This window comes from Colwellia sp. 75C3, assembly GCF_002836255.1.
Classification (GTDB): Bacteria; Pseudomonadota; Gammaproteobacteria; order Enterobacterales; family Alteromonadaceae; genus Colwellia.
The window spans coordinates 375,267-400,707 of record NZ_PJAU01000033.1 but is presented as its reverse complement, the minus strand read 5'-3'; the positions used below and the strand labels follow the sequence as shown (position 1 = coordinate 400,707).

At 37.6% G+C, this 25,441-nt stretch carries 19 protein-coding genes and 1 tRNA gene; 12 read left to right on the top strand and 8 right to left on the bottom strand.

The window, feature by feature from the left end; translation table 11 throughout:
- The first annotated feature begins 31 nt into the window (after positions 1 to 31).
- The 5 genes from CXF85_RS06185 (at position 32) to CXF85_RS06165 (ending at position 6,614) form a co-directional block, all read left to right on the top strand.
- Positions 32 to 2,479 (top strand): GH3 family domain-containing protein, encoded by a 2,448-nt coding sequence (locus tag CXF85_RS06185; protein ID WP_157829038.1) that lies wholly within the window; start codon positions 32 to 34, stop codon positions 2,477 to 2,479.
- Complete coding sequence (locus CXF85_RS06180; RefSeq protein WP_101227643.1) at positions 2,469 to 3,539, top strand: enolase C-terminal domain-like protein; 1,071 nt, start codon at positions 2,469 to 2,471, stop codon at positions 3,537 to 3,539. Before CXF85_RS06185 ends, CXF85_RS06180 begins: the two co-directional genes overlap by 11 nt.
- On the top strand, positions 3,478 to 5,643 hold the full coding sequence (locus CXF85_RS06175; protein WP_157829037.1) for an efflux RND transporter permease subunit: 2,166 nt from the start codon (positions 3,478 to 3,480) through the stop codon (positions 5,641 to 5,643). Before CXF85_RS06180 ends, CXF85_RS06175 begins: the two co-directional genes overlap by 62 nt.
- 3 nt (positions 5,644 to 5,646) lie before the next feature.
- A complete protein-coding gene (locus CXF85_RS06170; protein WP_101227641.1) occupies positions 5,647 to 6,303 on the top strand; it encodes a methyltransferase family protein in 657 nt (218 codons plus the stop codon).
- Positions 6,304 to 6,537: 234 nt separating this feature from the next.
- A tRNA-Pro gene (locus tag CXF85_RS06165) sits at positions 6,538 to 6,614 on the top strand.
- A gap of 296 nt (positions 6,615 to 6,910) precedes the next feature.
- Here CXF85_RS06165 and CXF85_RS06160 read toward each other — a convergent pair.
- Both CXF85_RS06160 and CXF85_RS06155 read right to left on the bottom strand, forming a co-directional pair.
- Positions 6,911 to 9,256, bottom strand: coding sequence for a TonB-dependent receptor plug domain-containing protein (locus tag CXF85_RS06160; protein ID WP_101227640.1), 2,346 nt, complete (start codon positions 9,254 to 9,256; stop codon positions 6,911 to 6,913).
- Between the two features lie 29 nt (positions 9,257 to 9,285).
- A complete protein-coding gene (locus CXF85_RS06155; RefSeq protein WP_157829036.1) occupies positions 9,286 to 9,564 on the bottom strand; it encodes a hypothetical protein in 279 nt (92 codons plus the stop codon).
- 307 nt (positions 9,565 to 9,871) lie between these two features.
- Between CXF85_RS06155 and CXF85_RS06150 the strand changes: the two genes are divergently transcribed.
- The 5 genes from CXF85_RS06150 to CXF85_RS06130 all read left to right on the top strand — a co-directional run bounded on the left by CXF85_RS06150 (position 9,872) and on the right by CXF85_RS06130 (position 15,821).
- Positions 9,872 to 10,204 (top strand): hypothetical protein, encoded by a 333-nt coding sequence (locus CXF85_RS06150; protein WP_101227638.1) that lies wholly within the window; start codon positions 9,872 to 9,874, stop codon positions 10,202 to 10,204.
- A gap of 40 nt (positions 10,205 to 10,244) precedes the next feature.
- Positions 10,245 to 10,802 (top strand): transporter substrate-binding domain-containing protein, encoded by a 558-nt coding sequence (locus CXF85_RS06145; protein ID WP_157829035.1) that lies wholly within the window; start codon positions 10,245 to 10,247, stop codon positions 10,800 to 10,802.
- 76 nt (positions 10,803 to 10,878) lie between these two features.
- The gene (locus tag CXF85_RS06140; protein ID WP_198555514.1) at positions 10,879 to 13,143 is read left to right on the top strand and encodes an ATP-binding protein; all 2,265 of its coding nucleotides are present in this window, start codon (positions 10,879 to 10,881) and stop codon (positions 13,141 to 13,143) included.
- A gap of 262 nt (positions 13,144 to 13,405) precedes the next feature.
- Positions 13,406 to 14,608 (top strand): GGDEF/EAL domain-containing response regulator, encoded by a 1,203-nt coding sequence (locus tag CXF85_RS06135; RefSeq protein ID WP_101227635.1) that lies wholly within the window; start codon positions 13,406 to 13,408, stop codon positions 14,606 to 14,608.
- A 520-nt stretch (positions 14,609 to 15,128) separates the two neighbouring features.
- A complete protein-coding gene (locus CXF85_RS06130) occupies positions 15,129 to 15,821 on the top strand; it encodes a DUF2306 domain-containing protein (protein WP_157829034.1) in 693 nt (230 codons plus the stop codon).
- Between the two features lie 22 nt (positions 15,822 to 15,843).
- On the opposite strand, the gene CXF85_RS06125 is transcribed toward CXF85_RS06130, so the two are convergent.
- The 5 genes from CXF85_RS06125 to CXF85_RS06105 all read right to left on the bottom strand — a co-directional run bounded on the left by CXF85_RS06125 (position 15,844) and on the right by CXF85_RS06105 (position 23,276).
- Positions 15,844 to 17,199 (bottom strand): sensor histidine kinase, encoded by a 1,356-nt coding sequence (locus tag CXF85_RS06125; protein ID WP_101227633.1) that lies wholly within the window; start codon positions 17,197 to 17,199, stop codon positions 15,844 to 15,846.
- Between the two features lie 92 nt (positions 17,200 to 17,291).
- Positions 17,292 to 18,677 carry a sigma-54-dependent transcriptional regulator gene (locus CXF85_RS06120; protein ID WP_101227632.1) on the bottom strand — a complete coding sequence of 462 codons (1,386 nt, stop codon included), beginning with the start codon at positions 18,675 to 18,677 and terminating at the stop codon, positions 17,292 to 17,294.
- Between the two features lie 113 nt (positions 18,678 to 18,790).
- Positions 18,791 to 21,208, bottom strand: a complete 2,418-nt coding sequence (locus CXF85_RS06115; protein ID WP_232771092.1) for an ADOP family duplicated permease — start codon at positions 21,206 to 21,208, stop codon at positions 18,791 to 18,793.
- A gap of 13 nt (positions 21,209 to 21,221) precedes the next feature.
- Positions 21,222 to 21,944, bottom strand: coding sequence for an ABC transporter ATP-binding protein (locus tag CXF85_RS06110; protein ID WP_101227631.1), 723 nt, complete (start codon positions 21,942 to 21,944; stop codon positions 21,222 to 21,224).
- 75 nt (positions 21,945 to 22,019) lie between these two features.
- Positions 22,020 to 23,276 carry an efflux RND transporter periplasmic adaptor subunit gene (locus CXF85_RS06105; protein WP_157829033.1) on the bottom strand — a complete coding sequence of 419 codons (1,257 nt, stop codon included), beginning with the start codon at positions 23,274 to 23,276 and terminating at the stop codon, positions 22,020 to 22,022.
- A 352-nt stretch (positions 23,277 to 23,628) separates the two neighbouring features.
- Between CXF85_RS06105 and CXF85_RS06100 the strand changes: the two genes are divergently transcribed.
- A complete protein-coding gene (locus CXF85_RS06100; RefSeq protein ID WP_198555512.1) occupies positions 23,629 to 23,841 on the top strand; it encodes a hypothetical protein in 213 nt (70 codons plus the stop codon).
- Between the two features lie 91 nt (positions 23,842 to 23,932).
- Here the strand turns inward: CXF85_RS06100 and CXF85_RS06095 are convergent, their stop codons facing one another.
- Positions 23,933 to 24,832 carry a LysR substrate-binding domain-containing protein gene (locus CXF85_RS06095; RefSeq protein WP_101227629.1) on the bottom strand — a complete coding sequence of 300 codons (900 nt, stop codon included), beginning with the start codon at positions 24,830 to 24,832 and terminating at the stop codon, positions 23,933 to 23,935.
- 107 nt (positions 24,833 to 24,939) lie between these two features.
- On the opposite strand from CXF85_RS06095, the gene CXF85_RS06090 reads away from it, so the two are divergent.
- Complete coding sequence (locus CXF85_RS06090) at positions 24,940 to 25,386, top strand: DoxX family protein (RefSeq protein ID WP_101227628.1); 447 nt, start codon at positions 24,940 to 24,942, stop codon at positions 25,384 to 25,386.
- The last annotated feature ends 55 nt before the right edge of the window (positions 25,387 to 25,441 follow it).

The following is a 25,441-nucleotide window of genomic DNA, read 5'->3' as shown; positions in this document are numbered from 1 at the left end:
TTAATTTATTTCAGCTGAAAATGGACTTTTTTTGTTTATATACTTTTCATTATTATTGCTAACCTTGCTATCCCTACTAGGGTTGCTATCTCTAAATATCCCTCATGAATTTGCTATGTACGTCGCGGTTGTTATTCCTGCCTTATCAATTATCTTTCTAGAGTTTCGTTTTCCCTATAGAAAAAATTGGCTACCTAAAGCTGATGAATTCAAACAAGATTTGCTTTACCTTTTTGGTGTCCAGCTAATTTTGATTCTATTAGTAAAGTATATGCTTGCTACTTACCTCGTTAATAAAGGCTTTTCTAACGCTATCATTTTCGATGTTTGGCCTAATCAGTGGCCATTATTTTTACAGTTTTTAGTCATGATTTTACTGGGCGAGTTAATGCAGTATTGGTGGCATCGTCTGAGCCATAAGCTCCCTGTTCTTTGGGCGTTGCATGATGTTCATCACCAACCGAAAAACATTTACTCGTTAAATACGGGTCGTTTTCATCCTATCGACAAAATAGTGGAGTTCTTTGCTGATATTCTCGTTTTTGTCTTGATCGGTGCTACTAGTGAACTTATCGCATTTTATTATGTGTTCTACGCCGTCAATGGATTATTGCAACATGCTAATTTAAGGCTCAATTTTGGTTACTTGAATTATATATTTGCTACAGTAGAGAACCATCGATTACACCATGATATTAATCACCACAAAGCAAATTGTAATTACGGTAACAATTGCATGATTTGGGATCATGTCTTTGGAAGTTACCGTCACTATTCAAACAAAGTAACCAAGGTGGGTACACTTGATATCGCCCCCAATACCTTTATCAAACAAATCTTTCATCCTCTTTCCCGATGGGGATTACTTAATTTATTGATAAAAATGAAGACTAAGCGCTATTGGTCTCAGTTGGTATTGGCAAGCTCTGATCCCTTAAAACAGCAACAAAAAACACTCTCTGAAATATTAGGTCAGAACGAAACAACACTTTTTGGTATCAGAAATACCTTTAAAGGCATCGCTTCTTATACTGATTTTCAAAAAAACGTACCCATTGCTGTTTTTTCGGATTTTAGTTCGTTAATAGAAAAAAGTCTTAAATCATCACCGTCAGAACTCGTTAACGAAACTATCGTTTATTTAGCTAAATCAAGCGGAACAACAGGTGAACCCAAAAATATCCCGGCGACATTATCAAGTTTAAAGGCTTTAGCGAGATCTCAACAAATCTCTGTCTATAGCGTACTATCAAATTACCCTGAAGTATTTTGGGGCGACAGTTTCGTACTTGTTGATAATGAAATTGAAGACTATGTAGAGCAAACGCCAGCAGGTTCTATGTCGGGAAAAATTTATGCTCAATCGCCAAGGATAATTAAGAATAAAAATACGGTAATCAAAGAAACATATTTGGTGGGTGATTACCACGAGCGATATTTTATTTTAGCCGCTACGGCACTTTGCAGCCCGAACGTCTCTTTATTTTCAACGGCAAATCCATCAACTCTTATTAAACTCACTGAAACAATGAATAAGTTCAGTGACGAGTTATGTCAAATTCTTCAAGCTAGACCTTCACGACCTATCTACAGCGATAAGTGTGAGCAAGTCCTTGCAAAATTATTACTGAAAACATCTACAAATACTATAAATTGTGCCATTGAGGTTCTTCAAAAAACCACAATAAAGATTAAAGATTATTTCCCCAATTTAAGGATCATATTCTGCTGGATGAAAGGAAGTTGCGGTTATCCGTTAGCCGCTGTAATTAAGCAACTACCAAATAAAGCCCATGTCGTTGAAGTTGGTTTAGTTAGCAGTGAATACAGAGCAACCGTGAATGTAGATGCTAAAAATAATTTGTGTATTCCTCTGCTAAATGAGAATTTTTACGAGTTTATTGAACCTGCTTTATATGATAATGGTTGTCAAACGACTAACTTAATTCACGAACTTAGTCCGAATACTGAATATTATATTATTGTAACCACACGAACTGGCCTATACCGATACTTTATAAACGACATAGTAAGAACTGGCAGCTTGGTTAATAAAACGTACTCATTAGATTTTGTTAGAAAGGGCCGAGGCTGTACTAATATAACGGGAGAGAAACTCACAGAGCACGATTTTGTCAGTTTCTTTGCATTAGCAAAGCAAAGTGACGTTCGATTCTTTTTGGCTGTTTGTTACCCTCAATTAGGCCTATATAAAGTATTTTATGAAAGCACTAACGCTGTTTCCAGCGAGTTACTTCATTCCCACTTGTGTGACAGTAATAAAGAATATAAGCATAAAACCGACAGTGGCAGATTACCACCAATCGAGGTCGTTCTATTAAAAGCAGGTTCCGGGATAAAGTACGAAAAAACAGTAACAGCAAATCAATCAAGATATTGGCAATCTAAATACATGCACTTAATAAGCGACCATGAGTTACCCCTCTATTTTGAAAAAGAGGTGATGTGTGAAAATTAGTATATTGCCCCTTTCTATTCCATTCAAATCAAAATTTTCTCATGCAAGTTATGAACGTGCTCACACTGAGTCCTTCTTTGTAAAAGCAACAGAAGATAATGAAGTAGGTTTTGGTGAGTCTTGCCCTCGAATGTATGTTACTGGAGAAACGATTAAATCCTGTAACCTGTTTATTACTCATTACGCTGATAATATTAGTCACATTAAATCGATGACCGATTTAATGCAATGGGTTAACGAAAATTCAAAATTAATAGACACTAACCCCGCTGCATGGTGCGCGTTAGAAATGGCCATTATAGATGTGTTCGCCAAAGTGACGAAACAACCTGCCAGTAAAATTTTAGGCCTTGAACAACATGAGCATCAACAATATTTTTCGGCCATTGTTGGCTATAAATCGTTAAAAAAGGCGTTATTGTTTAAATTAATGGGATTTTCTGACTTTAAATTAAAAATTGGCAGCTCTATTCATTCAAACAAAATCGTCATTAAGTTAATGCGACTACTTAGAATTTATCCGTCTAAAGTGCGCTTAGACGCTAATAACCTTTGGACAACACCGCAAGATTGTATTGATAATTTATCTGATTTAAAGGGGGCGTTTTGGGCACTAGAAGAGCCGATTAAACCATTTGATTATGAAGGTATGGTTAAAGTAGCGTATGCATTAGACTGCAAAATAATACTAGATGAGAGTTTTATAACACCTAAACATGTAGCTGACATAAGTAAATATAAAGACGTGTTTATTGCAAACGTACGAATATCTAAATTGGGCGGCGTTTTAAGAACAATTCAAGCGATAAGGATGTTAACCGAGTTAGATATTCCATTTATTCTGGGATCCCATGTTGGTGAAAGTAGTTTATTAGGTAATGCACAACAAGTTATATTTCAATCGTGTAAACAACCTTGTTTAGCTGTGGAAGGTGGTTTTAGTAATTGGTTGTTAAAGCGAGATCCTTTTCAACCTCAATTGAAAGTTGGCTATGGTGGTGTATACCCACAAAACAAAAAAGAAGTATTATTCGGCTGGGGGGTACATTATGAAAAGTAGGCTACTTCTGCTGGTATTATTGATAGTTGGCCTTTGGGGGCTTAAAGACATTGGTATTGCTTCTGACTATCGCGTGTTCTTTGGGAAAGATACCGCTGACATGCAAGACTTCACTCAAATGGAAAATTCATTTGGGAGTTCTGACTCAGCTATCTTTGTCATTTCTTCTGTTTCCGGAACGTTATTGAACGAAAGTAATATCTCTTTACTACGAGAGATACATTTACATTTATTAGAGACTCCAAACCTAGTATCTGTCACCTCTATTCTCAGTAACCACCCTTACCTAGAATCAAATAATTTCTCTACAGGTTTATTAGGGCAACTAAAAAACGCAAATCAATCCCCCCCTTCGCTACTTAATTTATCTTTAACTTCAACAGGGGTAGAAGTGCGGATTGTGATGCCTAAACACAATCCGAATGCAGTCATAGAATCAGCCACTTTTATTAAAGAAACTGCGGCTATCTTTAGCAAACGAACCGCCAGCCTAAGATTTGATACCAGTGGCATTGTGATGATGAACGATGCTTTTGCATACCACTTAATAGATGACCTTATTAAACTAGTACCTGCTAGTAATATAATATTATTTTTAATAACCGCTTGGTTATTTCAATCTTTTTTTGTGGCTGGCATTGTAATTTTTGTTGCGGGTGTAAGTAATATCATTTCATTAGGTATGGCAACGCTTGTTGGCATTCAATTAACGCCACCTTCAGGAATGTCGTTAATTGTTATTTTAACCATTTCGATTGCTTGTTCATTCCATGCTTTTTTAGCAATAGAGCAACAAAAAGGACCATGGCATCAAAGATTAAAGTTAGGGTCGGCGTTAACGGCAAAACCCATTTTATTTGGCTGCCTAACGACGCTTATCGGCTTTTTAAGCCTTAATTTGACAGATACTCCTCCTTATCAAGATTTAGGAAATATTACAGCCTTCGGTGTCGCAACCGTTCTACTAATTCACTTTGTATTATTACCCTGGATACTTGCTTACAAGCCAATCAAGTTTGAATCAAGACTTAAGTTTAACTGGGTCGCTTACTTAAAATGGATTGATAAATTTCGCATAGCCATTTTACTCATTTCTCTAATATTAATTACTATTAGCATCAGTTTGGTTTCAAAACTGGAAGTAAACGACAAATTCACTGATTGGTTTTCGTCAAAAACTGAGTTCAAACACCAAGCTAATTTTGTCTCTGAGAATTTAACAGGCATTTACTCAATTGATTTCATTCTGGAGTCTAAACATGAACTGCCTAATGAGAATAGTGATTTCTTTGTTCAAATGTCAAATGTTGCTTCACATTTTCAAACATTCGATAACGTCTGGGAAGTACGTTCTATTCATTCCATCATAAATAAAGAGCACGATGCAACTCAGTCATATAAAAAAATAAAAAGTAACTTCGAAATATTACATGCAAGAGGCTTAATTGATCAAAGTGGCAAGTTGTTTAAAATGTCAATTGTATTTAAGGACGCTGATTCTACGTATATACAGTCATTTAACACTCAATTTCAACAATACCTAATTGAAAATACGGATTCAATTGCTTTTCACGGTGGACACGGGCCATCCGTTTTATTCGCTAATATAGTAAAGCGAAATATAAAAAGTATGATGGTAGGTGTCATTATCATGTTAATTACCCTATCTGTTTTGTTCTCATTTTATTTCAAAAGCTTAAAGCTTGGGGCCGTAGCGCTATTTACCAATGCACTGCCCATTTTGATAGCATTTGCGTTTTGGGCTTTACTGTATCAACAAGTTGGTTTGGCCGTTTCTATTGTTGCTGCTTGCTCACTAGGGATTATTGTAGACGATACAACGCACTTCCTCTTTCACTATCAAGAACATCTCAATAAGAAAAACACGACGAAAACACAAGCTCTAGCTGTAAGTTTAAATTTAGCTGGCCAAGCCATTATATTTACATCAATTGCACTCGTGTCTGGGTTTAGTGTTTTTATGTTCTCAGATTTTTTGTTAAATACAACGTTTGCTAGCTTAACTATTATTACTTTTATTAGCGCCTTAGTGTTTGACTTATTGATCTTACCAGCAGCTTTATTGATTCATAAAAGGAAGTAGGAGATGACCATTAAAGGTTTTGGTATTAAGTTAATAAAGGGAACCATCTTGTCATTTCTTTTTGTTTTGGCATTTTCATTCTTTCAACCCGACTTGTTGGAGAGCGCTAAAGTAAAGCTGATGATTGTAATAAGCATTTTGGCTTCATTGTTTCAACCAGACTATTCTCCGTTTAAATCTGCAAAAGACGAACATGATAAGGGGACCGCATTACACATTATTTGGGCTGTCTATTTGTCGCAAATATTCGTACTCGCTGAGTTTGTTTTCAACGATTACCAAGGATCCATGCAGTGGAGTGTTATTTCCATCATTGGGGCTGCTTTAGCAATATTTGGCTTACTATTTCGTAGTTGGGCTTTTTTGGAACTTGGACATTACTTTACTTGGCATATTAGTGTTACAGAAAACCAAAAGGTGGTTGATACAGGACCCTACCGATATGTTTGCCATCCGGGTTATTCTGGTGCGTTACTCACTTATGTTGCAACAGGCTTAATGTTTCATTCTTGGGTCGCAGCGTTCATTTCTTTATTGATATTGTTTTATGCTTTTTACCGAAGAATAAAATTTGAAGAAGCATTTTTGGCGATTCATTTGGGATCTGAATATCTAGAGTATTTGAAGAAAAGGCACAAAATAATACCTTTTTTATACTAGATAATGAAAAATTCACTGTGTGAGCATTCTGTGAGTTTGCCAAACTAATGAATTCCATTTCAATCCAAGTTATAACATGAATAACACTCGTGATATCTAGCTTGATATACGTTAATCAAACTAAATACTATACCGACAACGTGATTGTGATTCCGGTTGTCGAGGGTTCAAGTCCCTTTAGCCACCCCATTTTTTACTTCTCCCTGAAGTAGAAAATAAAAAGTTATAAAATGTCGGTGATTAGCGCAGCTTGGTAGCGCACTTGGTTTGGGTCCAAGGGGTCGCAAGTTCGAATCTTGCATCACCGACCACTTTTAATTTCTATATCCTCTTTCAAATTCAGAATAAATTCTTACTTCATAAACTGCTCTTATCCATATCCTATACTTTAGTAAATCTATAATGATCGTATTAGCTGCAAAAAAACGCTGTATTTCGTTAGCCTACCTTAAATTCTAGAGGTTTGAATTTCTATTGTCTGACTACGCGACTAATTTCTCTACTCATCAATCAACTTAAACGTTTTATTCCTTTATTTCATGCCGGAATATAATTACCTTCAGCTATTGGCAGGTAAGTTTACATTTTTATTAAATCATTTCCATGACTAAAAATTGTATCCAAGCCTAATATAATAAGTACCTCCAGCATTTCCCATCGGGCTATTTTCAGGATATTTTGCCCCCGTCAAAGCGCTATAAGGATTAGTATCAGGAAAGTTATTAAACAAGTTTTCAGCGCCTACCACAAAATTATATTGGCCATTAGAACCAAAGCTGTAGGCAATTTCTGCATCCAAAGTCAGTTCTGCTGAAGGTTCAAGTGTCAGATTACTATCGCCAACATGAGCAAGCCAATAATCGCTAAAGTAGTTGCCCCGTAATAGTATTCGCCACGCCCCCTGTATATGACGCCATGAAATGTTGCCACGCTGGCTTGGCATACTGTCTTCTATCTGACGTATACGTAAGTCATCTAGGGTTACCGGATTAAAGTAAGTCACTTCAGTGGTATTATAGTTATAGATCAAGCTCAGTTCACTGTGGCCTCCCGCTATTGAGAAAGGATAAGTGGCAACAATATCAACCCCTTGGGTAGTCGTATTGAAATCATTCACATAAAAGCGGAATGAACGTAGTCCTGAGGCACCACTAAAACCAGAGTCCTCAAGCGCTTGAGCTTCCTGTGCCGTGAGTTGAATATCGGCTGACTGGGTTATTCTATCTTCAAAATCTATTTGATAAGCATCAATGAAAAATTGTAGACGATCCATTGTTATAACTGCACCAACATTGTAATTTTTAGATTTTTCAGGTGTGAGTGCTTCGCCGCCATAGTGCATAGCAACCGCGTTGGTAGGGGGAATTGTTCCTCGGTCTATCAATATGCCATTGTCCAGTAACGTTGTAATGTTGCTGATGTTCGATTGACCTGGTGTTGGTGCGCGAACCCCCGTTGAGTGAGTCGCTCGCAGAGCAACAACTGTATTTACTTTCCAACCGGCAGATAATTTATAGTTAGTGGCTGCGCTAAAGGTATCGTAATTTTCCCAACGTATGGCAGCCCCGAGTAATAGCTCATTGGTGACTTGCGCTTCATAATCAGCATAGAGTGAGGTGTTAGACTGATCCCACTTACCTGTAACATTAGGACTGAAGCCAGAAAAACCATTTGAGCCAATACTAAAACCTTGATCAACAAATACCCCCGGTTGCCAAGAAGCATCCTCACCAGCTTGTACCTCAAATTGTTCTTTATGCCACTCAAAACCAGCCGCTATGTGCTGTTCAATATCGGTATTGAGGATGTAAGTGAAGTCAGCGTTAATGTTCTGCTCTTGCTGAATATAGGTTCCCGGCCGAAACCTTGTTGGGCTATACGGTCCCATCGATGCATTAACAGTGTTATTAATATAAAAGTCTGCCTCATTGCGACCAAAGCCAATACTCACGTCCCAAGTCATATCATTACCTAATATTCCGCGAATACCTGTCACAAGTGAAGAATCGCTGAGATCACTCCCAAACAGAGGTGTAAAACCACCAGGAAACATATCGTTATAAACAAAGCAATTCGGGTTAGCGATAACAGTGTTAAGTCCTTCGGTATCATAGATATTCAAGCCACCATTATTATTGGCATCTGTTTGTGGGCAATTTCCTGACATGCCATCAGGAGTTACATCTGCGACAAGGCGGTCGTATCTATGTATCCATCCTTGCTCATCTAAGTCTGTCCGAATAAAATCATTTTCATCAACAATTTGTTCCCTAGTTATGGTGTTGTTATCACTATCAACTAGAAATGGAATTGCATTGCCATTGGCATCAAAGTCTGCACCTGCTAAATTCAGCGCTTTTCCAAAAACACCACCTCTTTTGTTTGGGTTACGAAAGCTAAAACCTGTTTCCACTCTACGCTCAGCGTAATTGCCAAAGGCATACCATTCTTTGTCGTTCTTCAAATCAAGGCCCATGTTAATAAATGTTTTAACATCATTCAGCACCTCGGCGGACCCCCAAGTTTGAGCAGGATTTGCAACGGCGTTGTTACCGTTGGCAATTAGTTCAGCGGCATCATTTTTTTGTACTGAGCGACTAAAGGGTTTTACTTGGCGGTATTCAATACTGGCATTGATAAAACCATGCCCAGTTAAAGGCATTCCTATATTACCGGCAACCTGATAAAAATCACCATCACCCTCAAAAGTTTGACCCAGTTTTACATCCAAAGAGCCACCGTCTGAGTCTTGCTTTAGCCTGAAGTTCATTACCCCTGCAACTGCATCAGATCCATATTGCGCAGATGCGCCGTCACGTAGAATCTCGAGTTGTTTTATTGCAATAGCTGGAATTACCGAGATATCTGGTCCTTGTGAGCCATCTGAAACCCCACCACCAATGAACGATATAACGGATGAACGATGCCGCCGTTTACCGTTGACCAAAACCAAAGTGGCATCTGAAGGTAAACCACGTAGACTTATCGGCCTACCAGACTGGCAGCATCACCGGTAGCCCTAACATTGTAAGAGGGGACAATTTTACTGATCAAATCTGTCATATCACTACCCGCTTGATCTAATACATCGACAGCAGAAATAATATCAACAGGCCCCAATGAATCAGTAACTGAGCGACCGGATATGCGAGTACCTATGATAATAATGGTTTCTTTTTCTACATCCTTAACCACTTTCACATCATTATCTTCAGATTGTGCATATACCGCTGATAAACTCAAAATATTAAATATTGTCATAATAAACAGCAGTAATATCTTATTTTTCAAATTATATATTCTCTTACTAAGCGTTATAAACAGCGCTTTAGATAAAATTTATTGTCTTTAAAAACAATAATTAATCACAAATTATTCTGTAGACTACACTATAGTCGTGTTATCAATAAATTGCGTTGAATGACAATGAATACTACTTTCAGTTCTGCCATGGGTTCTCATCATTTTAAAAGTTAAATTTTATCTTTTGATTACCTATCGATAGATATTTTAATCACCCATTTTTATTGGCGAGTGGTTCAAAAACTTAGATATACCGGAGTTTATTGTGAAAGCATATTTTGTTTTGCTGGCATTATTATATTTACCTTCATCTTCTTGTGGAGCATTTGAAATTGATATTCCACTATTAGCCATTGAGGGGGCTAACTGGACGAAGGAAGAAGTTGCCTATATTAAAGCGATGAATCAAAAAGGCAGTATTAAAGTTGCTACAAAAATAAGCTCTGCTGTATACGTCCCACATGAAGATGGTTCGCACTCTGGTTTTCACTATAAAGTACTTGAAGAATTTGCAAATCTTGTAGGGATAAAAATTGACGGTAAAATAGTGACTTGGAACGATTATTTTTATAAGCAAGGTGAAGACTTAGCAAGGTGAAGACTTAGCAAGAGTTAAGATAGATCCCAGTTATTCTTATGTGCCTTCGCTTATCGAAGAAGTTGATCTTTATATCGATGGCATAACCGCGCTTGCTTGGCGTGAAAAAATGTTTGATATTGTTAAATATGTTCCTTCTCGTCAAATGCTTATTGCAAGAGTTGATAATAAACCTGATCAGATTTCAGCGCTGAATAATAAGTCTTGTGTGATGGTAAGTAATACCTCTATGGCACGAAACCTTGAAAAAATAAAACACCTCAATAATATTGATTTCAACTGTATTACCGTTGATGACTTTGATCTAATGGATAAGATGGTTTCAGAAGGCCAAGTAAGTTTTACTGTTTATGATAGTGATAGAGCCTTTGCTGCTTTGAAAAAGTTTAATAACCTAACAATTTTATGGCCAATAAGTGAAGTTCAATTTATGGGGTGGGCAATCAACAAAAAAAATAAAATACTGAAATCCATCTTAAGGAAGTATATTAAATATGCTCAAGAAAACGCTATTCTAGATAAATATTGGAAAATTTCTTATGGAGTAACATTCGTTGAATATATGAAGGTATTAAATTTGGGAGTATCTAGAAATTAAATTTAGACACAAGCTGGTTGTATTAATCATCCCATCAATTGTTGTGCCTGTGGTACTAATGATGTACGCAAACTTTATGATAACCGCTGATAAAATATATGCCCTGGAACATGAATTGTTAAGAATGAATGTGAGCAACATTATTTCAAACAGTGATCATGGTTATAAAACGATCAGTGCATTAGGCATGGAGAAGGTAGCTTTTTATAGCGATGCAACAAAGAAAGGCGTAGTACAAGATATAGAAAAAAATCTGACTCCAGGTACTTCCGTTGCCATTTTTGATACCCAATTAAATGAAATCGTCTATTTGGTTGGCAATGAAGCATTGGGGCAGTCAATGACCGTTGAACATATCAAAAATATTACAAAACAAAATTTAATCGGACCGCATGAATATGATTTTATCTTAGGCTCGGGTAAAAAAGTCACTACATTGCTGGAGTATGGGAAATATCCTAACTGGAACTGGATTATTGTTAGCTTTGTTAATGAAAATCAGCTGTTAAAATATTCCAAAGATGCAATGAAAATATCATCTGCCATGGCAGGAGTATTCATAATATTAATTTTCATCGCTGTTTTCAAACTATCTAACAGGATTAGTCGGGCAATTATTGCATTGGAAGAGGGTGCTCATCAGCTTTCAACCAATAAGATGGATGTTAAAATTGATATGCCGGGTAATGATGAATTTACTAGTCTAGCTTCTAGTTTTAATCTTATGTCTACCGCAATAAAAAATACAGAAACTAAGCTTCGCCAATCGATCTGTGATGAGAAAAAAACTAATCTTTCCCTGATTGATAGTCGAAAACAATATTATGATTTAATTGAAGGCATGCCGGATATCATCACGAGAGTAAGTGTTGATGGATCTTTATTATTTGTGAATAAAGCGGCTACCATTATGTTTGGACTATCGGCTAAAGATTGTATTGGTAAGTTTGCTTTTGATTTTATCCACCCCGATGATCAATTGCTAACACAACAATATTTTTCTCTTTGGTTAGGAAATAAAAAAGACGTATTTTTACATGAAAATCGTCAAGTTAATATTGATGGTCAAATATTCTATGTGGCATGGTCAATTCGTCGGGAGTATGACGAATTTGATAATTTAATAGGATTTGTAAGTACCGGACGTGATATCACCGAGAATAAACGGAACCTTGAAGAAAATTCTAAACTTGAAAGTCAACTAATACAAGCTCAGAAAATGGAAGCTGTGGGTCAGTTAGCGGGTGGTATTGCCCATGACTTTAATAATATGCTAGGAGTTATTCTTGGTCATGCAGAACTCGCCCTTCATGAGTCCGAGGGCTCAAGCGCACTCACTTCACACCTTAAAGACATAATTATTGCTGGCCATCGTTCTGCAGATTTAACAAAGCAGCTATTAACCTATGCCCGTAAACAAAGTATAGAACCAAAAATCATCAATCTAAATGATTCAATATCTTCGATGCTAACAATGCTACAAAGACTTATCGATGAGAATATTGAACTCACCTTTGAACAAGGTACTAATCTAGGGTTAGTTAAGATAGATCCTTCTCAAATGGATCAGATGCTTGCCAACTTCTGCATTAATGCTTCCGATGCAATAGACACTTTTGGTAAAATAATAATAAAAACTGAAAACTGCAGTATCAATGAGTTATCTACAGAAAAACTAGTCATTCCAACAGGGCATTATGTAAAGTTATCAGTATCTGACAATGGTTCAGGAATAGATAAAGAGGTTATAAAACATATATTTGAGCCATTTTATACCACTAAAGATGTAGGTAAAGGTACGGGGTTAGGCTTATCGACCATTTTTGGAGCGGTTAAACAAAACAAAGGCTACATTGAGGTAATAAGCGAATTAAATCAAGGAACTACGTTCAATATGTATTTTCGCAGTGAAAATAATATGTTAACTGAAAAAAATGAAATTAAGGTAAATGTAGACTGTTTTGGTAAAGCCACCGTGTTAATCGTAGAAGACGATGAGATGTTATTAGATATTCAAACGATCACACTTGAACAGTATGGTTATAAAGTGTTGTCCGCCAATACAACTAGCCTGGCTGAGACTTTGGCTCGTGAGTACGATGGCAAGATTGATCTGCTCTTGACCGACGTGATTATGCCGGTGATGAACGGTAAGGAAGTCGCTGATAAATTAAGAGGTTTATATCCTAAAATAAGAATTTTATACATGTCCGGATATACAGCAGATATTATCGCCAATAAAGGTGTTATTTATGATAATACAAATTTTATTCAGAAACCTTTTGGTAATAAAGCATTGGCCTATAAAGTTAAAGAGGTCTTGGAGGGATTATCAACTTAACTTTTAAGTGTAGATTGATCTAAGTAATAATTGAAGGTGTGTTTCTTTTAGCCAATGTATTTGAGGTTTGAGGTTTGAGGTTATTATGAATTTTTTATCATTTGTAATAAGTTATTTGTCACTTCAGTTAGATTAGAATCCTGTCGGGTATTGTGTGGAAAATCAAAGCAGAAAAATGGAATCATATCAGTTTATGGCTATACTATTTTATAACTGTATGCTCTTGAGATATACATAAATAATATTTAATAAGGACAAGTAATTGAATACTTTTAGCTCTGGTCTAGTTATACCGCAATCAACAGTCTATTTATTAGATGATGAGCCTCAAGTGGTTGAAATTTTAAGACAAGCTGTTGAGTTATCAGGTCTAAAGCCACTCTGTTTTACCCAAGCAAACCAGTTCTTCGAACAGGTCTCTACCTTTGAACAAACATCAATTTTAGTGCTTGATTTGAATATGCCTGAAATGGATGGCATCGAAGTCATGAGACGTTTATCTTCTATGGATACATCCCCTGCTCTAATACTCATGAGTGGCCATGATACGAGTGTACTTCATTCTGCAGAAAAATTAGGACATGCTCATAATTTAGAAATTATAGCTTCGTTGAGTAAACCGATATCACTTGATAAATTTCAACAAATTATTGAACAGAAAACACCTAATTTTAAACCTCATAAGAAAGTTGAGACTACGTCTATTGATGACGACATTAATAGTAATGAACTTCAAAAAGCGATAAAAAACCATAATATGGTACTGCATTACCAGCCTCAAATTGACATAAAATCAGGGGAGCTTGTCGGTGTAGAAGCTCTCGTTCGTTGGCTCCACCCACAACATGGCATAATAAGTCCTGACCGCTTTATTACTATGGCAGAACAAAGTGGTGTTATCGGCGAGCTGACACATTGGGTTATTGAACAAGCGGTTGAGCAAGGGCAAAAATGGCAAAGTAGAGGGTTAGACATTCCAGTTTCAGTAAACATATCTGCTGTCGACATTACCAGTTTAACCCTTCCTGAGCATGTCGCTAAGTTATTGGAAAACAAGAAATTAGATCCGACTTTACTTACTCTGGAAGTAACAGAGGGTACTTTAATGGGAGAGTTAGTTACTTCACTGGATACTCTTACACGGCTGCGTTTGAAAGGGCTTGGGCTTTCTATCGATGACTTTGGAACAGGTTACTCGTCTCTTTCCCAGTTACACCGAGTTCCCTTTACAGAGTTAAAGATAGATCAGAGTTTTGTCTCCAATATGACAGAAGATGAAGAAGCTCGTGCAATAGTCAGAACCTGCATTATTCTAGGTCACGAACTCAACATGAGAATTGTGGCCGAGGGAGTTGAAACTGCAGAGCAGTTGGAGCTATTGAGGCAAATGAATTGTGACATTGCTCAGGGGTATTTTATTAGTCGACCTATACCTGGAGATCAGATTACAAATAAATACCAGTGAAAAGAACACGTCAAATTAACCGCGATTTTGTAGCTTCACCAGTACCTGTGTCTTTCAAGATAGTTGTCACCTAAATGGTTAAACAGCTTCTGTAAATTGCTATGGGTTTCACTCTACATCACCAACTGTCTGCCAGCTTTTTAATTTTTGACTACCGTTGATTTACCGACGTAACCTCTCCTAGTCTTATCATATTTTTCTAGCGATAACACATACATATCATCTTGGTAAAATAGCCTTTTTTAATAACAACATTATTTGTCCCATTTATAGGATTTCATTCAATTTTTATTTTCCCGCATTTGGGATACCGATATAAACCTCAGCATCAAATCAACTTATATCCCTATAAAACAAATAGATACACATTTGGCATTGTCCCTGCAATATATCCTGCTATGGACAGATTTATGATGAGATTTAAAGAATCTATGAATTCATTTATTGGCCTATCTATTGCCGGAACTATTAAATTTCACCACTAGCTAGGGAAGCATATAAATTTATTGAGGAATAAGCTGTGACTACATTTTTGTTAATAATGATTCATGCTATCGCAGGTTCAATTGCCATACTTTCTGGCTTTTCAGCGCTGTCTTTACGTAAAAGTTCAAAGCAACATCGCACTGTTGGTAATGTTTTTGTTTTAGCTATTTTATTACTTGGTTTAACCGGGATTTATATCGCGTACTCTCGGTCAATTATGCTGTCTTTGGTTAACGGTATTTTTCTGTGTTATTTCGTTGGTACCGCATGGATGACAGTGAAACGTAAAGCGGGAACAATAGGTAAATTTGAATGGATCGCTTTTTTCGTTGCGCTTTCTATCTTTGGAATGCTGATAAATTTTGCTATCGAAGCGTCACAAACTGACAGCGGAAAGTTAAATGGTTTTGGTCCTGAAGTATTCTATTTTTTCGCTACAATTGCTTTGATTGCTGCCGTAATGGACTTAAAAATGATCGTTGATGGTGGCATTAGAGACAGTCATCGTATTGTCCGTCATTTATGGCGCATGTGTTTTCCCATGTTTATGGCAACAGCAGCATTTTTTCTTGGCCAAGCTAAGTTACTACCGGAGCCGGTACGTAAAATTGAATACCTTGCCATACCTGTTGTGATCGTATTGTTATCAATGATTTATTGGATAATACGGGTATTGTATAGCAAAAATACCACCAAGCAGTTTGAAAGCACGGCAAAGGTAGCTTGAGATTAGCACTTAGCGTAAATGCTTAAGAAAGGGGCAATTCAATAATAGCTAAACAACCTTCTTTATCTGCTCTGTTAATCAGGTTTAGTTGGCCATTATGGACTTCAAGCACCTGTCGACAAAAGACTAAGCCGATACCAGAGCCTTGCTTTTTAGTGGTGTAAAAAGGCACAAATAAATTATCTTTATTGCTAATGCCGGACCCTTCATCACTAATGATGAACCTAAAAACATTGTCATTCACTTGCCAGCTAACGTTTACTTCACCGGTAGCCGTTTTACTTTGCATGGATTCAATCGCATTTTTAATTAAGTTAATGAGGACCTGCTCAAATTGAATGGGATCAATCAGTAACTCAACATCTTCTGAACGAGACACTGTAATCTTATTCTTTTGATTTTCGGGGTTTGTATCAAGCGGATTTTGATAAAGCGGAATGACTTTATCCACCAAGCTGACGATTGACGTTTGATGCTTTTTAGGCTCAGGTAAATGCGCGATTTGTTTATAACTATCAACAAAATTAGCCAAATTAGTGGCTCGCTGAGCAATAATAGAAAATCCTTCGATCAAGTCTCCCTTGCAAGACTCAAGATTTTCTTCACGGGTTAAGGTGCGCTTTAGTGTTTGACTAATTGATGATATTGGCGCTAATGAATTATTAATTTCATGGCTGATAACCCTGACTAAACTTTGCCACGCATTTCGTTCTTCACTTCTCAACAGAGTGCTCACGTCAGTGATGAACAATAGTTTATGGGGTTTTCCTGCTTCCCTAAACTCTTCAACATGCACATTGAACTTTCCTTGTTGGTTGCCAAAGGTTAATGACATAACTTTGCTGTGCCCATTAACGAGTTGCCTCAGTTGCTTTAACTGATTTAGAGATGCCCCAGGTAAAGATTTCTCCGTAATATGTAAAAGTTTTTCCGCTGTGGGATTAATGAGTACAGGCACACTGTCAGCATTGAGCGCGATGATAGCGACATCAATATGATTAATAACTGTATGTAAGAGCAATTGGCTTTCTATCGACTCAAGACGCTGCTTACGGAGTCGGCTTGATAAGGTATTGATTGAAGCAACCAACTCGTTGAGAGCGACATCGCCATGACTAGATCGAGCTCTAAGAGTGTAATCTTCACGGATCATCGCATCAAGTAAGTTACTTAAACTGCGAAATTGGTAAGCTGACTTTTGATGTATTTGCGCATGACAATACAAAATACTGACACTGCCCAACAATAGCGCAAGTAAAATCAAAAAAATTGAAATATCCGCAACAAACATCACTATGACTAACAAGATAAATGACGGTACAGAGGCAAATAACGATAAATGTACTAATTGTAACTCAAACGATTTTTTTGTTTGCATCGATGGTCCATTATTCAAGGGGTGTTAAAGGTTATCTCGAACGATCAACACTCCCTAGGTAAACATAGAGTAATAAAAAGGATCGGCTAATATCATGACTCACTTATTTTTTCTAATCGTCGATAAAAGGCACTACGGCTTAAACCTAAGGATTTGGCAGCCTTTAATACATTACCATCAAAATAGCTAAGTCGCTGGTCAATGATGTCTAATTCAATATCTGCTAGTTTTGCCAGCACTGAGGTATCCACTGGGGTCGTCAGCTGTTTTTCTTGTTGAGTTGGTAGCCCTAAGTCTTCTGCACTAATACTATCTTTTTGACATAAAATTTGTGCCCGCTCCATCACATGGCTTAATTCTCTAATATTGCCAGGCCAATCATAGGAGCATAATGCTTTTTTAGCATTCTCACTGATGATCAACGTATTGATCATATTTTGTTTCGCGGCACTTTTTGCCAAAAAAGATTCAGCCAACGGGATAATATCTTCTTCTCTATCCTTTAAATTAGGGATCTCAATCACGATTGTATTGATGCGATAAAGTAAGTCCTTCCGAAATCCACCGTTTTCAACCGCTTCAGTTAAATTAGCATTGGTCGCCGAAATGAGCCTAACATCTACCGAGATCGTTTTATTTGAGCCAACTTTTTCAAATTCATTATCTTCGAGTACACGTAATAATTTTCCTTGTTGCGAATAGGGTGTATTGGCGATTTCATCTAAAAATAATGTGCCACTATCAGCCAGTTCAAAGCGACCTATACGTGTTGATTTCGCATCAGTAAAGGCACCTTTTATGTGACCAAACATTTCACTTTCAAATAATGTTTCAGTAACCGAACCCATATTCACCGATATTTGATTGGCATTTTTACGTTGAGAATGTTCGTGAATATAACGTGCAAACATACTCTTCCCTGTGCCATTTTCACCTGTGAATAACACACTTGCGTTACTTTTAGCGACTTGATTGATGACATTCATTGTTTTTTGCATCGCTGGTGATTGAGCAATTATTTCACCGTTAAATTCACTATCCACTTGTTGTTGTAGTAATTTATTTTGCTGAGAAAGTTTCTGGGAATTTTTTTCACTTTGCGCCAATTTTATTTGGTTTTTGATGATGGCGATAAGGCGATCTATATCCCAAGGCTTCTGCACAAAATCATTAGCGCCATTTTGCATGGTACTGACAGCAACTTCTATTGTCGCCCAGCCAGTCATGACCACAATAGGTAAGTTTTCATCTACTTTTCTGATTGACTCAATTAAGGCTAAACCTTCTGCACCCGATGTTGTATCTTTTGAATAGTTTAAATCCATTAAGGCTAAATCAACATTTTCTCTTTGTAGAGCGGCCAATGCTGCTTCAGGGGATTGCGTTAAAACAACCAGATAACCTTCACTTACCAGTAGCATTTTTAAAGCAGACAGTATGTCAGTGTCGTCATCAACTAATAATATTTTTTCTTTCATTACGGCCACTTATTTATAATCGTTATTATGTAAGTATATATTGATACGTCATCTATTTCTAAGTGATTAATTAGCGGGGATATTAAGTTTCTTAATATCCCCGCTCTTATAAATTACTCGTAGTGCAGTGCATCACTAGGCTCTAATTGTAATGCTTTTTGAGTAGGTGCATAGGTTGCGTACATAACAATAGCACCAATAAAAACTGTTGTTGTTACAGCAATAATGATTAATGAAGAATTACCTGTGCCAAATGTTTGTGACATCGCAAACCCCATACCTGTACCAGCCAAAATACCTGGAATACCGCCCCACAATAATTGTTTGAACCCAGTCATTAGATACTCTTTGGTAATAATATCTTCATCAGCACCTAATGCGCGTTTAATGCCAATTTCTTGTGTTCTTTGATTAATGGTATTAGACATCACGCCATATATGCCACTCGCGGCAAGAAACGCTGCGGCTAAGCCAAACAATGAAATTAATTTACTAATAAATAAAATCGGCGCAGTATAACGTTTATTGCTTTGCTCATAGGTTTCTATTTTAAACGACGGTAATTGTGGATCGATAGACTGCAAGGTTTTACGCAATGTATTAGTCACAACAGATTGAGCTGCTTTCATTTTAATTGCGATAGATATTTGATTACGCGGCAATTGGGTAAAGGGCCTAAATACTGTCGGTAGCCCCATAGTTTCACGATTACCTTGAATGGTATTTTCAACAACACCAATAATTGATAACCACTTTACCTCGTCATGCTTAGTCACTCTTAAACGTTTACCAATAGGCGATTCATCACCAAAATTTGCATGAGCGAAACTTTCAGAGACTAACACCGAGCTTTTATCTAAACCGTGATCGGTATTATTAAAGTATCTGCCCTGCTTTAGTTCAACCCCTAATTTGGCTAATGCCTCAGGCATAATTGAAATGTAGTTTACTTTCGGAAAGCTGTTATTTTTGTTTTGGGTATATTCTTTGCCCTCAATCGCTATGGATGTTTTTAAAGAATAATCACCCGGTAACGCGCTAGCGATCATAACACTTTCTACGCCAAGGCCATTTTCTAAACGGGATTTCAGTTGTTGTGAAAATTGTACTTTTTTCTCGTCAGTATCGTAATCCGACTCAGATAAAATGACTCTGGCAGTTAAGGTATTATCGATATTTGCACCGATATCGTAATTACTCTGTTTATAGGCCGCATAGACCATTACACTGGCAGCAATGAGCACAGCCATCGAAATAAATATTTCGCTAATCACTAATAACTTGTTTAATCTTCCTGCTTTTTTCCCTAACGCACCGCGCGTTCCATCGCGTAAAACGGCGTTAAAATCACCACCTGAATTTTTCCATGCGGGTAACAATCCCGTCACTAATATAGTGCCAACAACAATGGCTAAAAATAATTTGATGGTGTAGGCGTCAAGGCCAAACTTCCACCAAAAGGCCGGTGGGTCAATAAAGAAGGTCGCCGTAATTGCTTCCGATATTTCTAAGCCCCAAGCAGCAACGAGTAGACCAATAACGCCACCAAAACAGCAAATAATGATACTTTCCCATAGCATTTGACTGATTAACCGAGAACGAGGAGCTCCCAAAGCTACCCTGATAGCGGTTTCTTTACCGCGCTCTATCGCACGAGACAGTAATAAATTTCCCACATTGATAGAAGCCAATACCAGAATGAATACTGCAACAATGTGCATAGAATAAATAACACCTTGACCATTACCGGCCCCACTACCTGGAATAGTAGTCGCATACGCGCTAATACCCGTATTAGTTTCAGGGTACTGTGCTGCTATACGCGTCATAATAACGGAGAGTTGTGTATCAATTTCTTCTAGAGAAACCCCTGGATTAATGTGTGCAATACCACGTACTGATAATGATTTTTCTCGGGTTAACTCATTGAGGTTCTTTTTAAGCGGTAACCATAACTGTGCTACATTTGGGAAAAAATACCCTTGTGGCATAACCCCAATAATACGATAACTATCACCATTTATTTGTATATTTTGATCAAGTGCTTTGGCATCACCACCCAATTGGTTTTGCCATAAATCATAACTAATTACCACCACCAACTCTGCTCCTGCAAGCGTTTCTGCCGTGGTAAATGCTCTGCCTAATATCGGTTTTGTCCGTGTTATTTCAAATATATTTGCTTGTGAAAATACCCCGTTATATCGTCTGGCACCATCTCTGCCAGCAACATTAATACTCTGATTATAATAGGCGCCAAATTCCGATAAGCCCTTGATGCTTTTTTCTATCGCTTCATAGTCTAGAATATTTACTTTGCTTTCGCTTTTAGTGCCATTTTGTGAACCGCTGATGGTGATAATCGAATCACCATTCTCAAACGGAAGGTCTTTATAAAGAACGGTGTTAAAAAAGGAAAACATATAAACACTTAAGCCTATACCTACCGCCATCACTAAAGTAGTTAACGCAGTAAAACCCGGCTTTTTAGCTAATAACCTCAGCGCATATTTAAAATCTTGAATAATCATAATAAGTACCTCTTTAAGCGACTGCGCTAGCAATTTTCGTTGCTGGAGCTTTGACATGATCTGCCACAACCTGACCATCAAGTATCTCGATAGTACGCTCTGCTTGCTCTGCCGATCTAGGGTCGTGGGTAACCATGCAAATAGTCGCACCTTCCGCATGTAATTTTGCAAGTAATGCCATAACCGCAGCGGCATTTTTTGAATCAAGGTTACCGGTAGGTTCATCTGCCAGAATCATTGAAGGGTTGCCTGCAATGGCACGAGCGACAGCAACACGTTGTTGTTGTCCTCCTGATAGCTGTGAAGGAAAATGGTTGGCTCTATGTCCCATATCGACTTTATCAAGGGCATTTTTTACCATTGTTTTTCTTTCTTCTTTACTTAAATCTTTACGATAAGTCAGTGGTAGGTCGACATTCTCTTCAACACTAAGATCACTAATTAAATTAAATGATTGAAAGATAAAACCAATTTCCATATTTCTAATACGTGCTCTTTCTTTTTTAGATATATCAGAAACATCGTGACTAGCTAATTGATAATGTCCCTTTGTACTGGTATCAAGTAAACCCAATAAAGACAATAAAGTTGATTTACCACAGCCTGAGGGCCCTGAAATTGAAACATACTCACCTTTGTTAATCGTTAGGGTGATATTACTGAGCGCATGTGTTTCTACATCTTCGGTATAAAATACTTTTTCGATATTCTCTAATTTGATTAATGTGTTACTCATAATACTTTCCTTATTGTCTGATTTTATTGTCGTAGACTTTTAATACTTTTAATACTGTTAATAAAAAATAATGGCTTAATTAATACGTATTTTTTGATAGGTATCCCAGCTAGATGAATCTGAGATGATAATTCTTTCGCCAAGATGTAAACCTTCAATAACCTCAATCTGGCTAATTGAACCTTGACCTAATTTCACCTTTATCCGCTCAGCAAATTGTCCATCTTCGCTGAGTTTGTATAACGATGAATGACTTTGGCTTTGCGCGAACAATGGACGATTAACAAACAGTGTGTCTGCAATTTCGGTGATAGATATTTCACCCTCTACTGCGAGATCTGGTCGCGCTTCAACAGGTAATTCATCGACAAACTTAACGTCAACCTGCACATTACCGTTCACTACAGCAGGATCTACGCGTGTTACAACACCTGCCACTTTGCTATTTCGTGTATCGATAACCACATGTTGGCCAATGGCTACATTGCGTATTTGCAGCTCAGGCACTTGCAGCTCTGCAATAAGGGAATCTTGTTGAGCGAGAATGGCAATATTGCCACCCATAGCAATACGTTGACCTGGCTCTACCGCCACCGCTTGTACCACACTGTCGATAGTGGCATATATGTTCAAATGCTTAACTTGCTGATGAGCACGCTCAAGCTCTTTACGCATTTTATTTAAACGAGCCATACGCGCTTCTTTTTGCACCTGAAGGTTTTCGTTCATGGTGGTTAATACTTCTTGTTGTATTTGCCAGCGCTGTTTAAATTGAATCGTGGCTAAACGTGTCTGCTCATAATCTATTTTTGATATAACACCGCTACCTTTTCGAAAAAGCTCATTATGTGCTTCTTGTTTGAGTTTACTGCTTTCGTAATTAAGCTTGGCATCAAGCATTTGTGCTTTTTGAGCAAGTAATGCAGATTTTTTCTCAACCACATCAGCTTTAGCTTCAGCAAGTCTCGCTTCTAATTCCCAATGCGTTTCTTCTAGCAGTTGCTCTAACTTAGGGTTACTGAGCTTTACAATAAGGTCACCCTTTTTTACTAATTTCCCTGCTTTTACGATGACGCGGTCAACACGCCCTTCAACATTTGCAGAAAGCCATTCGACATTGTCAGGGATCAATAGGCCTGTGCCTCGCACTAAAATGGAGAACTCGCCACGTTTTACTTGATCATAAACCAGTGTATCGCGGTCAACGGCAAAGTCAGCTTTACCTAGAAACAGTAAATAATTTCCTGCTAGTGCGCAGAGAACAATCACGCCCCCCCAAAACACATACCTTTTGACGTTTGTTTTTTTGGCTTTAGCTATTGATATATCCACTATGACTGCTCCGCTAAAATAATTAATTGTTTGGTTAGTGCCTTATGTAGTGCAGACATCATGCCAACCAACTATCTTGTTGATATTATTAACTATTAGTTAATAATGAGTGGCTACTAAGTGATTGGTTCCATTATAGGGAAAGAGAAAAAGCATAAAATCCCATAAATGGAATGACTACTTTGCAGGGATAATTTAGCAATGCTGCAAAACCGAAAGTGAGGGGATATGTTTTTATATTATCTGCACGATAAATATTTTTAGGCTGCACAGTAGATTAAGCGACTCCAATACTCCTCAAGCTTACTTTACGGTGAATGAGAGAGACGGTGAAATAGGCTTGTTATAAGCCGTGGCGTATATTTCCCCCACAAAAGAGCAAGCGTTAGATTCTCTTTTATCGACAGGCTGGTCAAAATGGCGAGCAAAAGCCATGCTAGAATTGTTTGAGGTATTCGCGACTAATCAAGCGGCTGTTGTTAGCCCTGATGGTGAGCAATTATTAGGTAGCCCATTAACAACATTAACAGACTTTATTGCCCGTAATAAAACAGCGTTTGTTTAAAAAACGAAATAACTTAGTATCCCCATAAGAACCAGTCTATAAATATAGGCTGGTTTTTTAATCTATATGAATGAATTTTTCAATGCTTCTATCAGATTAACTTAACAGCCATTTTTTGGATATTGCTAACAAACCATGCCAGTGCTTTACCTTGATTATCATTACGCCAAGCCATACATAATTCGCTATTTCTGTTTTCGGTTTTTTCTAAAGCTAAGGTAACAAGTTGCCCTGATTCTAATTGGGGTTTAATGCGATGAATAGGTAGAAACCCCACGCCTAAACCTAGCTGCTGTGCTTCTATCTTTTTTTCAATACTTGAGACGGTAATACGTGATTGTCCATCAAGTAGACCCGCGGAACGACCGGGTAGATTTCTTGAGCTATCTGCCACTACCACAGAGGGATATTTTTTTATAATTGCATTTGAAAGCGGCTGTTGTTCTTTAATTAGCGGATGATCTTTTGCTACGGCGAAAACAAAATCCACGTTTCCTAATTTATAAAGAGAGAAATCACTATTGTACGGCTCACCTGTGGCACCAATAATAAGGTCAGACCTATCTGCAACTAATGCGTCCCATGTGCCACCAAACACCTCCTCTGTTACACGGATATTAATCCATGGGTATTCCTGCTGAAATTGTGCGATTAAGGTGTAAATGGGTTGAAACAGTAAAATGCTATCAATACAAATACGCAGTTCCAACTCCCAGCCCTTGGCCGATTGTTTTGCCATATGAGTTAGATCGTCGGTGGCTTTTAATATCAGTCTGCCTTGCTCAATTAGCATAATGCCAACAGGTGTCAATTCTGCTTTGCGCTTACTACGATCAAATAATGCGATACCAAGATCGTCTTCAAGTTTATTTACTGTATAGGAAATAGCTGACGGCACTCGAAATAATTCATCAGCGGCAGCGGCAAAACTTTTTTTACGCTCAATGGCATCAAGCACTTTTAGCGCATCAAGTGTTATCGGGGAACTCATACATCAATCCTTTTGAACTAATTGTTCAGATTTAACCGTTATTCTTCGTAAGAGCCTTTAAATATAATAGCTTCATTAAACAAAAACAATGAACTTTGGAGAATACAATGAACACATCTTTTATAAATAGACTTATCACAACTAATGCGGGTTTTGCTGCGTTGGCCCTTAGAGTTCCAACCGCTATTATTTTTATTGCTCATGGCGCACAAAAGTTATTTGGCTGGTTTGGTGGTTATGGTTTAGAGGGAACCGGTCAATGGATGGCATCAATAGGGCTTGAGCCCGGTTACCAACTGGCGTTATTAGCCGGTAGTGCAGAATTTTTTGGCGGTATCGCTTTATTAATTGGTTTACTGGTTCGTCCTGCAGCCCTAATGCTTAGCGTTACCATGTTAGTTGCCATTTTTAGTGTGCATTTTGTTAATGGCTTATTTATGACTAGCAATGGTTATGAGTTTGCCCTTGCCTTACTCGCTATATCAATTTCGTTGATGTTTAGTGGAGCAGGCAAGTTAGCATTGGATAACGAATTGAAGCAACGTTTAGGCTAAGTAAACCGAATATAGGTACGGCCGATGGCATCATCAACCGATCAAGCACAAAATT

Excerpts from the sequence above, each read along its gene's own strand:
- CXF85_RS06170 (WP_101227641.1), top strand. The coding sequence starts at position 5,647 with ATGACCATTAAAGGTTTTGGTATTAAGTTAATAAAGGGAACCATCTTG.
- CXF85_RS06155 (WP_157829036.1), bottom strand. The coding sequence starts at position 9,564 with ATGACAATATTTAATATTTTGAGTTTATCAGCGGTATATGCACAATCT.
- CXF85_RS06140 (WP_198555514.1), top strand. The coding sequence starts at position 10,879 with ATGATAACCGCTGATAAAATATATGCCCTGGAACATGAATTGTTAAGA.
- CXF85_RS06125 (WP_101227633.1), bottom strand. The coding sequence starts at position 17,199 with ATGCAAACAAAAAAATCGTTTGAGTTACAATTAGTACATTTATCGTTA.
- CXF85_RS06120 (WP_101227632.1), bottom strand. The coding sequence starts at position 18,677 with ATGAAAGAAAAAATATTATTAGTTGATGACGACACTGACATACTGTCT.
- CXF85_RS06115 (WP_232771092.1), bottom strand. The coding sequence starts at position 21,208 with ATGATTATTCAAGATTTTAAATATGCGCTGAGGTTATTAGCTAAAAAG.
- CXF85_RS06110 (WP_101227631.1), bottom strand. The coding sequence starts at position 21,944 with ATGAGTAACACATTAATCAAATTAGAGAATATCGAAAAAGTATTTTAT.
- CXF85_RS06095 (WP_101227629.1), bottom strand. The coding sequence starts at position 24,832 with ATGAGTTCCCCGATAACACTTGATGCGCTAAAAGTGCTTGATGCCATT.
- CXF85_RS06090 (WP_101227628.1), top strand. The coding sequence starts at position 24,940 with ATGAACACATCTTTTATAAATAGACTTATCACAACTAATGCGGGTTTT.